At 69.2% G+C, this 13,001-nt stretch carries 10 protein-coding genes; 1 reads left to right on the plus strand and 9 read right to left on the minus strand.

The annotated features are described in order from the left end of the window. Positions 1-57: 57 nt before the first annotated feature. The 8 genes from VGZ32_RS14035 to VGZ32_RS14070 form a co-directional block, all read right to left on the minus strand. The gene (locus VGZ32_RS14035; RefSeq protein ID WP_326886446.1) at positions 58-1,467 is read right to left on the minus strand and encodes an aspartate aminotransferase family protein; all 1,410 of its coding nucleotides are present in this window, start codon (positions 1,465-1,467) and stop codon (positions 58-60) included. 208 nt (positions 1,468-1,675) lie between these two features. Then, positions 1,676-2,959, minus strand: a complete 1,284-nt coding sequence (locus VGZ32_RS14040; RefSeq protein WP_326886447.1) for an adenylosuccinate synthase — start codon at positions 2,957-2,959, stop codon at positions 1,676-1,678. Positions 2,960-3,284: 325 nt separating this feature from the next. Beyond that, on the minus strand, positions 3,285-4,307 hold the full coding sequence (fbaA, locus tag VGZ32_RS14045) for a class II fructose-bisphosphate aldolase (RefSeq protein ID WP_326886448.1): 1,023 nt from the start codon (positions 4,305-4,307) through the stop codon (positions 3,285-3,287). 159 nt (positions 4,308-4,466) lie between these two features. Further along, a complete protein-coding gene (locus VGZ32_RS14050; protein ID WP_326886449.1) occupies positions 4,467-5,228 on the minus strand; it encodes a DedA family protein in 762 nt (253 codons plus the stop codon). 109 nt (positions 5,229-5,337) lie between these two features. After that, positions 5,338-5,913, minus strand: coding sequence for an orotate phosphoribosyltransferase (pyrE, locus tag VGZ32_RS14055; protein WP_326886450.1), 576 nt, complete (start codon positions 5,911-5,913; stop codon positions 5,338-5,340). An 84-nt stretch (positions 5,914-5,997) separates the two neighbouring features. Continuing rightward, on the minus strand, positions 5,998-6,837 hold the full coding sequence (locus VGZ32_RS14060; protein WP_326886451.1) for a FadR/GntR family transcriptional regulator: 840 nt from the start codon (positions 6,835-6,837) through the stop codon (positions 5,998-6,000). Positions 6,838-7,181: 344 nt separating this feature from the next. Further along, positions 7,182-8,387, minus strand: coding sequence for a hypothetical protein (locus VGZ32_RS14065; protein WP_326886452.1), 1,206 nt, complete (start codon positions 8,385-8,387; stop codon positions 7,182-7,184). Positions 8,388-8,596: 209 nt separating this feature from the next. Beyond that, positions 8,597-9,100 carry a DUF2617 family protein gene (locus VGZ32_RS14070; RefSeq protein WP_326886453.1) on the minus strand — a complete coding sequence of 168 codons (504 nt, stop codon included), beginning with the start codon at positions 9,098-9,100 and terminating at the stop codon, positions 8,597-8,599. Positions 9,101-9,352: 252 nt separating this feature from the next. On the opposite strand from VGZ32_RS14070, the gene VGZ32_RS14075 reads away from it, so the two are divergent. Next, positions 9,353-10,471, plus strand: a complete 1,119-nt coding sequence (locus VGZ32_RS14075; RefSeq protein WP_414642540.1) for a pyridoxal phosphate-dependent aminotransferase — start codon at positions 9,353-9,355, stop codon at positions 10,469-10,471. Between the two features lie 61 nt (positions 10,472-10,532). Here the strand turns inward: VGZ32_RS14075 and clpB are convergent. Then, a partial coding sequence (clpB, locus tag VGZ32_RS14080) for an ATP-dependent chaperone ClpB (RefSeq protein WP_326886455.1) occupies positions 10,533-13,001 on the minus strand: 2,469 nt, incomplete at its 5' end.

Here is a 13,001-nt window from a genome sequence, read left to right on the forward strand (position 1 = left end):
GCTACGCGAGTGTCATGAACAGTTTGTTCGGTGCTGCGGTGAGGCGTAGAGAACTGTTCAGGACTCGACGACGTACTTGTCCGCCACGGCCAGCGCCTTGTCGATCGCCGCCATCCCTTCCCGCGCCTCGTCCTCCGACAGGTTGAGCGGCGGGGTGATCTGGAGCCGGTTGTAGTTCGTGAACGGCCACGCGCCGTGCTTCTTGCACTCGGCCAGCACGGCGTTCATCGGTGCCGCCGCCGCTCCGCCAGCGCCGTACGGAACCAGCATCTCCCGCGTCTGCCGGTCCTTGACCAGGTCAAGCGCCCAGAACGCACCGAGACCGCGCACCTCGCCGACCGACGGGTGCCGTGCGCCGATCTCGCGCAACCCCGGGCCGAGCACGTTCTCGCCCAGCCAGGCCGCGTGCTCGACGATCTGCTCCTCGCGCATGACCTCGATGGTGGCCACGGCTGCGGCGCAGGCCAGCGGATGCCCCGAATAGGTCAGCCCGCCGGGGAAGACCTGCTGGCGAAACGTGTCGTGGATGGCGTCGGAGATGATCACGCCGCCGAGCGGGACGTATCCCGAGTTGACGCCCTTGGCGAAGGCGATCAGGTCGGGTGCGACGTTCCAGTGGTCGATCGCGAACCACTTCCCGGTCCGGCCGAAACCGGCCATGACCTCGTCGGCGATGTAGATGATCCCGTACCGGTCGCACAGCGCGCGCACCCCGGCGAGGTAACCCGGCGGCGGGATGAGGATGCCGGCGGTGCCGACGACCGTCTCCAGCACGATCGCCGCGATCGTGGTCGGGCCCTCGAACTGGATCGTCTGCTCCAGGTGGGCCAGTGCCCGCTCCGACTCCTCCTCCGGGGTGGTCGCGTAGAAGTGCGACCGGTAGAGGTACGGGCCGAAGAAGTGCGCCGTGTTGCCGTCGCGGTGCGCCGCGGACTCGTTGCCCCAACGCCGCGGGTCGCCGGTAAGGCTGATCGCGGTTGTCGTGTTGCCGTGGTAGGACCGGTACGCGGTGAGCACCTTAGGTCGACCGGTGTGGATACGGGCCATCCGCACCGCGTTCTCGATCGCATCGGCGCCGCCGTTGGTGAAGAACACCCGGTTCAGCCCTTCGGGCGCGTACGACGTGATCAGTTCCGCGGCCTCGGCCCGCTTGTCGTTCGCGAACTGCGGGGCGACTGTGCACAGCCGGGCTGCCTGCTCCTGGATGGCCGCGACCACCTTCGGGTGCTGGTGTCCGATGTTGGTGAAGACCAGCTGGCTGGCCAGGTCGAGGTAGCTGTTGCCGTCGTAGTCCCAGAAGCGGGACCCGCGGGCGGCGGCGATCGGGGTGGGGGCGATCTGGTCCTGGGCGGACCACGAGTGGAACACGTGGGCGCGGTCCCGCTCGAACACCGCCTTCCCCTGGTCCGGATCGGCGGTGGGCTCGTCAGCACCGGGCATGACGGGGGGCAGAGCGGTATCGGTCATGACACCCAGCGTAGGAACGCCGATCGGGCCGCTCCACCATCACTGTGTACGACGGCGCGGCCCGATCGGGTCACTGTGTCGCCTCTTCAACGTTCGCCGCGGCTTGATGGCGGCTGTAGATCGCGCATTGGGGAATAGGCGCCCCCGCCGCGGCGAACGTTGAAGAGCCACTATGACTCTGCGGAACCTACGGGACCTCTGCGGGTACCTACAGGAAGCTGCGCAGCTGGATGGTCGCGTCCCGGGCCGGCCCGACGCCGATCGCCGAGATCGGCGCGCCGGACATCTCCTCCAGCGACCGCACGTACGCCTGGGCGTTCGGCGGCAGGTCGGAGAAGTCCTTCGCCTTGGTGATGTCCTCGTCCCAGCCCGGCAGATACTCGTAGATCGGCCTGGCGTGGTGGAACTCGGTCTGCGTCATCGGCATCTCGTCGTGCCGCACCCCGTCCACGTCGTACGCCACGCACACCGGGACCCGCTCCCAGCCGGTGAGGATGTCCAGCTTGGTCAGGAAGAAATCGGTCAGGCCGTTCACCCGGGCGGCGTAGCGCGCGATCACCGCGTCGAACCAGCCGCAGCGCCGGTCCCGGCCGGTGGTGACGCCCCGCTCGTGCCCCTTGGTCCGCAGCGCATCGCCGTCGGCGTCGAACAGCTCGGTCGGGAACGGCCCGGAGCCCACGCGGGTCGTGTAGGCCTTAAGGATCCCGATCGCGCGGGTGATCTTCGTCGGGCCGATGCCTGACCCCGCGCAGGCGCCGCCCGCCGTCGGGTTGGACGAGGTGACGAACGGATAGGTGCCGTGGTCGACGTCGAGCAGCGTGCCCTGGCTGCCCTCGAGCACGACCACCTTGCCCTCGTCCAGCGCCTTGTTCAGCAGCAGCCCGGTGTCGACGACGTAGGGCCGCAGCCGCTCGGCGTAGCCGAGGTACTCCTCGACGATGGCTTCGGCCACGATCGCGCGCCGGTTGTAGACCTTGACCAGCATCTGGTTGCGGTCGCGCAGCGCGCCCTCGATCTTCTGGTGCAGGATGCCCGGGTCGAACAGGTCCTGGACCCGGATGCCGACCCGGTTGATCTTGTCCGCGTAGGTGGGGCCGATGCCGCGGCCGGTGGTGCCGATCCGGTTGTTGCCGAGGAAACGCTCGGTGACCTTGTCCACGGTCCGGTGGTAGGGCGTGATCAGGTGCGCGTTCGCCGAGATGAGCAGTCGGGAGGTGTTCACGCCGCGCGCCTCGAGGCCGTCGATCTCCTGGAAGAGCACCGCCGGGTCGATCACCACGCCGTTGCCGATCACCGGTACGCAGCCGGGGGTGAGGATCCCGGAGGGCAGCAGGTGCAGCGCGTAGGACTGGTCGCCGATGACGACCGTGTGGCCCGCGTTGTTGCCGCCCTGGTAGCGCACGACGTAGTCGACCGATCCGCCGAGCAGGTCGGTGGCCTTGCCCTTGCCTTCGTCGCCCCACTGGGCGCCCACGAGCACGAGTGCCGGCATTCCGGTACACCTCTTCCCGGACATAGTGAGGGCCCGGGCGCAAGCGCAACCGGGCCTCTTGCGTCAAGAGTCTACCCGAGGTCCCGGCCGGCGGCCATTCGGGTGGCCCGCCGGGCGACGGGGAACCGCAGGTCCGGTCGGGTGGCGGTGATCCCTTCCCGGGTCTGAAAAGGGAGCACCGCCACCGGGTCCGGCCTTCTCCGTTCCCGTCGGCTCGTTCTCCTCGCCTCCGAGATCTTGAGATGACCGGTCGTCTTAAACCGCGTCGGTCCGGCGACCCGCCGACCTGCCGTGGACACTGCCGTGGGGACCAGCCGCCGTCGAACTACTTGATCTTGGTTCCGGCGGACCGCAGGTCCTGGCAGGCGGTCACCACGCGGGCGGCCATCCCGGCCTCGGCCGACTTGCCGTACGAGCGGGGGTCGTAGGCCTTCTTGTTGCCGACCTCGCCGTCGACCTTCAGCACGCCGTCGTAGTTGCGGAACATGTGGTCGGCGATCGGCCGGGTGAACGCGTACTGGGTGTCCGTGTCGACGTTCATCTTCACCACGCCGTAGTCCAGCGCCTCGCGGATCTCCGAGAGCAGCGAACCGGAGCCGCCGTGGAAGACCAGGTTGAACGGCTTCTCCTTGCCGTACTTGGCGCCGACCGCGTCCTGGATCTCCTTGAGGATGGAGGGACGCAGCTTCACGTTGCCCGGCTTGTAGACGCCGTGCACGTTGCCGAAGGTGGCGGCCAGCAGGTAGGCGCCCTTCTCGCCGATGCCCAGCACCTCGGCGGTCTTCAGCACGTCCTCGGGCGTGGTGTAGAGCTTCTCGTTGATCTCGTTGGCGACGCCGTCCTCCTCGCCGCCGACGACGCCGATCTCGATCTCGAGGATGGTGCGCGCCTTCGTGGTCTGCTCGAGCAGCTCGGCCGCGATCCGCAGGTTCTCGTCCAGCGGCACCGCGGAGCCGTCCCACATGTGCGACTGGAACAGCGGCTCGAGGCCCTTGGCGACCCGCTCCTGGGAGATCGCGACCAGCGGCCGCATGAAGCCGTCGAGCTTGTCCTTCGGGCAGTGGTCGGTGTGCAGCGCGATGTTCACGTCGTACTTGGCGGCGACCACGTGCGCGAACTCGGCGAGCGCACTCGCGCCGACCACCATGTCCTTGACGGTGGTGCCGGCCAGGAACTCCGCGCCACCCGTGGAGACCTGGACGATGCCGTCGCTCTCCGCCTCGGCGAAGCCGCGCAGTGCGGCGTTCAGCGTCTGCGACGAGGTTACGTTGATGGCGGGATACGCGAACCGGCCGGCCTTGGCCCGGCTGATCATCTCGGTGTAAACCTCAGGCGTTGCGATGGGCATATGGACTCCTCGAAGCGGTCGTCGGTCTCGTCATTGTCAGTTTCGCAGACGCGGGTTGGAGAACAGCAAGGCGGCCGTGATACGGGACGTATCCCCGATCACGGCCGCCTCCGGCCTTCTTCAGCTGCGGCGCCGAGGCCGCTGAAAGCTCAGTACACGCTACTTGCGGTGCCGGGATGCGGCCACCGCCACCTGTCCCGGGTCGTCGGTCTGCTGGCGGGCCTGGAACAGCTCCTCCTGCTCGCGCTCGAAGCGCTGCAGTTCCGTGAGCTCTCCGCGCTGGGCGGCGCGCCGCTCCTTGAGCATTTCGAGGGCGAGCGGGATCAGCGTGATCACCGCGACGACCGCGGCGATCGGCAGGATCGTGGTGTCGATGTTGCCCTTGACCTTGGTGCCGAGCGCGTGGCCGAGCACCAGCATCAGCTCGACCCAGACGATGTTGCCGATCGTGCTCCACAGCAGGAACGTGCGCGCGGGCATCTCGAGCATCCCGGCCAACGGGTTGACGAAGGTGCGTACCCCGACGATGAACCGGCTGACCAGCACGGCCTTCGCGCCACCGTACTTGTTGAAGTAGAACTCGGCGCGTACCGCGTAGCGGCGCTTGAAGAACCGCGAGTCCGGCTTTTCGAACAGCCGGCGCCCGAACTTCGCCCCGGTGTAGTGGCCGATCTGCGAGCCGACGATGGCCACGATCGGGGTGACGACGAGCAGTGCGGCGTAGTTGAGGTGCGCGCCGACGAGTTTGTCGGCCGCGCTCGAGGCGGCTACGCCCGCCACGAACAGCAGCGAGTCGCCGGGCAGGAAGAACCCGATGATCAGCGCGCATTCGACGAAGATGATGGCGTAGACGCCGACCAGTCCGAACGACGTGATCAGGGATGCCGGGTCGAGGATGCTGAGGGCGAGGTGATGCGTCACGGGGCCAGCGTACTGGCGCCGGACGTACATCAAGCTAACGCCGGTGCCTGTGGGGGCGCACTGTTGCGCACCTGCTACGCGAGGCAGGCCGGTCGATGCCGCGGATCTGTTACGCCAGGCCGAGATCCGCGAGGCTGAACGCGGCGTGATACGGGATTCCGGCGGCCGCGATGACCGGCTCGGCGCCGCGCTCGACGATCACCGCCACCGCCACGACCTCGGCTCCGGCCGCGCGCGCCGCCTCGACCGCGGTCATCGGGGACTGGCCGGTGGTCGAGGTGTCCTCGACGACCAGCACCCGGCGCCCGGCGATGTCCGGGCCCTCGATCCGCCGCTGCAACCCGTGCGCTTTTTCGGTCTTGCGCACGACGAACGCGTCGAGTTTGCGGCCGCCGACCAGCTCGGGGTGCGCCGCCGCGGCGTGCATCATCGCGGCGGCCACCGGGTCGGCGCCCAACGTGAGGCCGCCGACCGCGTCGAAGTCCAGGCCCCGCACGGTGTCGAGCATGACCCGGCCGACCAGGGGCGCCACCGAGCCGTCGAGGCCCACGCGGCGCAGATCGATGTAGAAGTCCGCCTCCCGCCCGGAGCTGAGGATCACCTTGCCGTGCACCACGGCCTTGGCCTTGATCTCGGCTAGCAACTCGGTGCGCTGCGGGCTTTCCGGGGCGAACGTGATCGGCATTGCGGGGCGATCCTTCCGGTCGGGGCGTCGCCCAAAAGCATAGGCAACGCCTAAGACGCCCCGACCGGACAGGCGATCAGCTTGCTAAAGGGTCGGCCGCGCGCCGGTGCCCGCGCCGACCATCGTGGTGCGCAGTTCGCCGGGTCGGCGGCGCAGCGGCGTGGCCGGACGCAGCGGCGGCTGGCTCGGCAGTGCGATCCCGGTGGCTGCGGCGAGCGGCTGAGGTGTGGTTCCCGATGCCCCCTCGATGTGGCGCAGGCCGTCCGGGCCGTGCACCACGCGCGAGTAGAGCCGTTCGGCGAATTCGTGTGTCTTGGTGAGCTCGGCCAGCACGTCGCCGTCGTCCTCGATGCCCGGCACGTCGATCGTCTCCACCACGCACCGCGCGACCTCGTTCCCCGACGCGTCCGCGAGCACGCGGGCGAACTGGTGCACCGCCTCGCGGTACGCTGGAAGGTCGCCCGGGTTCATCGCGTCCGGCAGGCAGGCGCGCATCCGGCCGAGGGCGGAGTCGAGGCGGTCGCGCTGCTCGGGGGTGATCCGCTGCGAGGCGAGGTCGGCCATCAGCAGCTGCAGCGCCGTGCGCACCTCGTCGAGGTCGGAGGCCAGCGTCGGCGAACCGCCGTACTGCAGCAGCACCGACAGCACCAGCGGGTCGAGGATGTTCCAGTCCGACTTCGGCCGCACCGTCGTGCCCCGGCCGTGCCGGATCCGCAGGACGCGCTTCTCCTCGAGCGCCTTCAACGCCTCGCGCAGGATGGTCCGGCTGACCGCGAACTCCTGCGCGAGCGCGGCCTCGGGCGGAAGGTCGCCGCCCGCCTGGAACTCCCCGTCCAGTATCCGGAGCAACAGCCGCTCGATCACGGCGTTGGCCAGGCGGCTGGGTCGGACGACTCGGTGGACGTTCCACCCTTCGACGTACATGCGCTTCGGCTCCTGACTTGCGGCGGAGGACGTGGTGCACACAGTAGGAGCAACGCAGGGCAGAATCCGCCAAATCAACCGACAACCACTCGATCCGATGACAAGACTCGACACCGGAGGGCGAAGCTTCGCCTCACCGGCGCCGTGCGCGTTTGAAGTGCGCCAGAAGTGCGCCGCCCGGTTCAACTTCGAGTATCAAGGCATTGGGAAAATCGCGCTGGGACCGCCGATTTCCTTCCCGGCGCGCGTAGTGCGGTGTCCACGAAACCTTGACCAGGTGCGGAAGTTGTGAGCGGGCTGCTCTGCCGACGGAAGCGACCTGGCGAACGTTGGTGGACACCGCGCTAGCCGTGGTGCCGGCGATAGTGGCGGCGCAGGGCCACGATGACGAGCACGGCGCTGCCGAGCGCCGCCAGCACCGCGCTGAAGGCGACCGGGATCCACCGCGGCAGTCCCCGATCGCGTAACCGGCTCCAGATGTCCTCGGCAGTGTCCTCCGGGAACTCCGAGCCAGTGTCGATGTCGAGGCTTTGCTCTGGCGGAAATCCGGACTGGTCGGGCTCGTCGTCGGGCTGGGCGGAGTGAACCCACGGCCTGCCGTTGCCGGACGCGCCGTTCTCCACCGGATCGTCGTCCTGCGGCGGCACATCCTCGCGGCTGGATACGAGGCGCAGCTGGACCTGCGGCGTCGCGCTCTTCGCCGCGGCCGGCTGCATCGTCGGCGGAATCGACAGTGCGGGCGTCGACGCTGGCGGCTTCGCTTCTGGTTCGGAGCGTTCCGCTTCGTCTTCTTCGTCTTCGCCCTCAGCGGATTCGTCCCCTGTTGCTTCACCCTCTGTTGCTTCGTGCCCTGTTGCTTTATTCGCAGCGTGTGGGTCAGCGGAGGCTGTGGTTTCGTCGCCTTGGCCGTCGGGCTGCTCAGCGTTGTCGTCGGCGCTTTCGTCCGCGTCTGCCACCGCTTCCTCGGCGTTCGCGACCGCTGCTGTTCCCGTGGCCGTGACGTCCTGCGGCGGTACGTCACGCACGACGGCGAGCGGTGCGCGCTCGGGGGGACGCGCCGGCTCGGCCAGCGCGGGCGGCGCCTCCGGTGGCTCGGGCTTCGAGGCGGCAGGGGAGCTCTCCGCCAACGTGGTGAACCACCGCCGCACGATCCTGTCGAGCGCCGCGTCGACGGTGTCGGCGGCGGGCAGCGGGGAGGATTCGTCCGTCGGGCTCAGATTCCCGGTCACGACCGCGCGCGTGCCGGACCCGGACGCGCGCAGGGTGATCTCCACGACCCCTTCGACCGCCCCGCCGGAACGGCCGAACGTGGCCTCGACCTCGATCGCCACCCGCAGCGAGGTCGGCACGACCTCCACGATCCGGGCGATTCCGCGGAAGGTGACGGTCTGGTCGCGCATCCGCACCCGCAGCCGGCCGGCCACTCCCTGGTTCCCGGAGGCGTCGATCACCGCATTGGGCAGCGCCCCGAGCAGCCGCTCCGGGTCGATCACAGCGGGCCAGAGCAGTCGTCGGTGGACCGGGACCGTGGCCTCGTACGGCATCGACACCCTCGCTGCTCTCAGCCGCTCTCCTGGTTCCGCATCCTTCGCGCGGACGGTGCGACGGCCGACCGCCGCATCCGCACGTCAGCGTACGCCGCTTGGCGACTGTGGGCATCGTCGGCATCGCTGAACGTCCACATCGGACACCACGGACGGCGTCGCACGCGGCACGCTTCCATCTGCTTCCTCCACCTCGGCTAAAGCCGCTGCGCCCGCTACGTCGGGCGTAGCGAACTCAACGTCGTCGCGATGTGCCGGTTCTGCGGGTACGTGTGCCACGTCGTCCAGCGCAATCCCGAGCGCCAGGGCAGAACGGCGACGGCCGTCACCGCGCCCGGCAGGCCCGGATACCGCCCGGCCAGCCCCAGCGTGGCGCGCGCTTCGAGCTGCGAGACCCGGCGGGAGAACTCGCCGACCGTGTGCGAGCGGATCACTGAGGCGAAGGTGTAGCGCCAACCGCCCAGGTCCCGGGCTGCTGCACGGGGGAGCGGGACGGTGCGCCCTGGCACGCACGCCACGGTTTCCAGGCACAGGGGAGCGGTCCTGTCCGACAACCAGACCGCCAGCTGGTGCGAGGCGCCGAGAAGCCTCAGGTCGACGCGGAACGGCCCGAAGGCCAGCCGCCGCGTCGCGAGCGGACGCTGCGGCCCGAGATCCATCGACCAGCCAAGCTCGTCAGCGCCGGTGTCGCAGTAGGAGACCGGCAGATCGACGAACATCCCGCACCCTCCCAGGCCGTAGGCTTCCTTAGGCTTCTTTGGGGCGCGGACCGGGCACCGGACGCCGATCCGCCAGAGTCGCCCGATCCGCCAGAGTCAACGAGTGGAGGGCGCGTGAGTCATCACGCACCGGGTGCGCAAGAGCACTCGAACGAAGGATTCGCGCCGCCCCGCGGTGCTCACCCCGGGGCGACCCGCGGCCCGATCCCGGCCGCCCGGCTCGCCGGCCTCGGCACCACGATCTTCGCCGAGATGTCCGCGCTGGCCCTCGCCACCGGCTCGGTGAACCTCGGGCAGGGGTTCCCGGACACCGACGGCCCCGCGTCCGTGGCTCAGGCGGCGGCCCGCGCCGTCCTCGAGGGTCGGGGGAACCAGTACCCGCCGGGCATCGGGATCCCCGAGCTGCGTCACGCGGTGGCCGACCACCAGCGCGATTGGTACGGCCTCGACTACAACCCCGATACTGAGGTGCTGATCACCGCGGGTGCAACCGAGGCGATCGCGGCGGCCTTGCTGGGGCTGGTGAATCCCGGCGACGAGGTAATCGCGTTCGAGCCGTACTACGACTCGTACGTGGCGTGTATCGCCATGGCCGGCGGCGTGCGCGTGCCCGCCACGCTCCAGTCTCCGACGCCCGAGCAGCCGCGCTGGCACCCGGACCTCGACGCCCTGGCCGCGTCGATCACCGGGCGTACCAGGGTGCTGCTGCTCAACTCGCCGCACAACCCGACCGGGATGGTGCTCAGCGCGCAGGAGTCGCGGCGCCTGGCCGAACTCGCCGTGCGGCACGATCTGATCGTCATCACCGACGAGGTCTACGAGCATCTGGTCTTCGAGGGCGAACACGTCTCGATGGCGGCGCTGCCGGGGATGCGCGAGCGGACCGTCGTGATCTCCTCGGGCGCCAAGACGTTCTCGTTCACCGGTTGGAAGATCGGCTGGGTGACCTCGACCCCTGAGCTGGTCGCGGCGGTGCGCGGCGCGAAGCAGTTCCTTACGTACGTCAACGGCGGGCCGTTCCAGTACGCGATCGCGGAAGCGTTGCGGCTGCCGCGCGAGTACTACACGGACCTGCGCGACGACCTGCGCGCACGCAGGGACCTGCTGGCCGCGGGCCTGGCCGAGATCGGCTTCGGCGTGTCGGCGACGGAGGGTTCGTACTTCATCACCACGGACATCAGACCTCTGGGAGAGGACGACGGTCTCGCCTTCTGTCGCGCGCTTCCGGAGCGTGCCGGAGTCGTCGCGATCCCGAGCGTGGTCTTCTACGACGACAAGAAGGCCGGCAGCCCGTTCGTCCGCTTCACCTTCTGTAAGAAGACTGAGGTGCTTCGGCAGGCGCTTGACCGACTCGCGGCGCTGAATAAGTAGCGCTGAGCACGTAAGGGAGCTGGAACGCCCAAAGCGTCCCAGCTCCCTTACGTCTTTCTGATCAGCGTGCCGTCGCCACCGTCAGACCGTCTTCCGTGTCCGACACATCCACCCGGACAGTCGATCCGTCGCGCACGTCGCCGGACAGGATCGCCTTAGCCAACTGGTCGCCGATCGACGACTGCACCAGCCGCCGCAGCGGCCGCGCACCGTACGCCGGGTCGTAGCCGGTGAGCACCAGCCAATCCCGGGCCGCCAGGGTGACGTCGAGAGTCAGCCTGCGGTCGGACAGCCTCCGCTGGAGCCGGTCCACCTGCTGCTCCACGATCCGGCCGAGCTCCTCGGTGCCGAGCGCGTCGAACAGCACGATGTCGTCCAGCCGGTTTAGGAACTCCGGCTTGAAGGTCGCCCGTACCAGGTTCATCACCAGGTCACGCTTCTTGTCGTCCGGCAGCGCCGGGTCGACCAGGAACTGCGAGCCGAGGTTGGAGGTCAGGATCAGGATCGTGTTGCGGAAGTCGACTGTGCGGCCCTGGCCGTCGGTCAGCCGCCCGTCGTCGAGCACCTGAAGCAGGATGTCGAAGACCTCCGGGTGTGCCTTCTCCACCTCGTCGAGCAGCACAACCGTGTACGGACGTCTGCGCACCGCCTCGGTGAGCTGGCCGCCCTCCTCGTAGCCGACGTATCCGGGCGGCGCGCCGACCAGCCGGGCGACCGAGTGCTTCTCGCCGTATTCGGACATGTCGATCCGGACCATCGCGTGCTCGTCGTCGAACAGGAAGTCCGCGAGCGCCTTCGCCAGCTCGGTCTTGCCGACGCCGGTCGGCCCGAGGAAGAGGAACGACCCGATGGGGCGGTTGGGGTCGCTCAGCCCGGCCCGGCTGCGCCGGATGGCGTTGGACACGGCGGACACGGCCTCGTCCTGCCCGACCACGCGCTCGTGCAGTGTGGTCTCGAGCTTGACCAGCTTCTCGACCTCTCCCTCCATGAGGCGGGAGACGGGCACGCCCGTCCAGCGGCTGACCACTTCGGCCACGTCCTCGGCGTCCACTTCCTCCTTCAAGAAGCGCGTGCTTGCCTGCAGCTTGGACAGCTCTTCGGTCGCCGTGGCGATCTTGCGCTCGACCTCGGGCAGCTCGCCGTAACGGATGGCCGAGGCGCCGGCCAGGTCGCCGTCCCGCTCGAGGCGAGCGGCCTCGTCGCCCCGCGCCGTCTGCTCCTCCTTGAGCTGGCGGATGGTGTCGATGCACGCCTTCTCCTGCTGCCAGTGCGCGGTCATGCCGTCCCGCTCCTCGACCAGGTCGGCCAGCTCCCGTTGCAGGCGGTCGAGGCGCTCGGCGGAGGCGTCGTCCGTCTCCTTCTCGAGGGCCACCTTCTCGATCTCGAGCTGGCGGATGCGCCGCGTGATCTGGTCGAGCTCGGTCGGCATCGAATCGATCTCGATGCGCAGCTTGGACGCGGCCTCGTCGATCAGGTCGATCGCCTTGTCAGGCAGGAAGCGCCCCGTGACGTAGCGGTCGGAAAGCACGGCGGCCGCGACGAGTGCCGCGTCCTGAATGCGCACGCCGTGGTGCACCTCGTAGCGCTCGGAGAGGCCGCGCAGGATCGCGATGGTGTCGGCCACCGACGGCTGACCGACGAAGACAGGTTGGAAACGACGCTCCAGCGCCGCGTCCTTTTCGATCGACTTGCGGTACTCGTCGAGCGTGGTGGCGCCGATGAGGCGAAGCTCGCCCCGGGCCAGCATCGGCTTGATCATCTGCCCGGCGTCCATGGCCCCCTCGGCCGCGCCAGCGCCGACAATGGTGTGCAGCTCGTCGATGAACGTGACGATCTCGCCCTCGGCGTCGGTGATCTCCTTCAGGACGGCCTTGAGGCGCTCCTCGAACTCACCGCGGTACTTGGCCCCCGCCACCATCGACCCCAGATCGAGCCCGATGACCCGCTTGCCCTTGAGTCCTTCGGGCACGTCCCCCTCCACGATGCGCTGGGCCAGGCCCTCCACGATGGCCGTCTTGCCCACACCCGGCTCGCCGATGAGGACCGGGTTGTTCTTGGTGCGGCGGGAGAGCACCTGGATGACCCGGCGCACCTCCTCGTCCCGGCCGATGACCGGGTCCATGCGGCCCTGGCGGGCCAGCTCGGTGAGGTCGCGCCCGTAGCGCTCGAGGGCCTGGAAGGTCTCCTCGGGATTCTGGGAGGTGACCCGGTGGCTGCCGCGCACGTCGCGAAGGGCGGTGAGCAGCTCGTCGCGGTCTACGCCGATGCGGTCGGCCATGGCCAGCATGAGGTGCTCGACCGACAGGTACTCGTCAGCCATGTCGGTGCGCTGGGCGTCGGCGGCGGTGAGCACGTCGCGGAGGGCCCTATTGATGCCCGGCTCCTGCCCACCGAGGGCCTGGGGCAGGCGGCCGATCTCGTCGGCGATCCGGTCGCGCACCAGGGACGGCTCGACACCGACCCGGGTGAGGATGGGGCCGGCGATCCCTTCGGTCTGGTCGAGGATGGCGGCCAGCACGTGCTCCGGGGT

The organism is Actinocrinis sp., from assembly GCF_035938995.1.
Classification (GTDB): domain Bacteria; phylum Actinomycetota; class Actinomycetes; order Streptomycetales; family Catenulisporaceae; genus DASZGI01.

Bases quoted from the DNA above. Each gene is read 5' to 3' on its own strand.
- pyrE (WP_326886450.1), bottom strand. From the start codon at position 5,913: ATGCCGATCACGTTCGCCCCGGAAAGCCCGCAGCGCACCGAGTTGCTA.
- VGZ32_RS14035 (WP_326886446.1), bottom strand. From the start codon at position 1,467: ATGACCGATACCGCTCTGCCCCCCGTCATGCCCGGTGCTGACGAGCCC.
- fbaA (WP_326886448.1), bottom strand. From the start codon at position 4,307: ATGCCCATCGCAACGCCTGAGGTTTACACCGAGATGATCAGCCGGGCC.
- VGZ32_RS14040 (WP_326886447.1), bottom strand. From the start codon at position 2,959: ATGCCGGCACTCGTGCTCGTGGGCGCCCAGTGGGGCGACGAAGGCAAG.
- VGZ32_RS14060 (WP_326886451.1), bottom strand. From the start codon at position 6,837: ATGTACGTCGAAGGGTGGAACGTCCACCGAGTCGTCCGACCCAGCCGC.
- VGZ32_RS14075 (WP_414642540.1), top strand. From the start codon at position 9,353: ATGTCCGCGCTGGCCCTCGCCACCGGCTCGGTGAACCTCGGGCAGGGG.
- VGZ32_RS14070 (WP_326886453.1), bottom strand. From the start codon at position 9,100: ATGTTCGTCGATCTGCCGGTCTCCTACTGCGACACCGGCGCTGACGAG.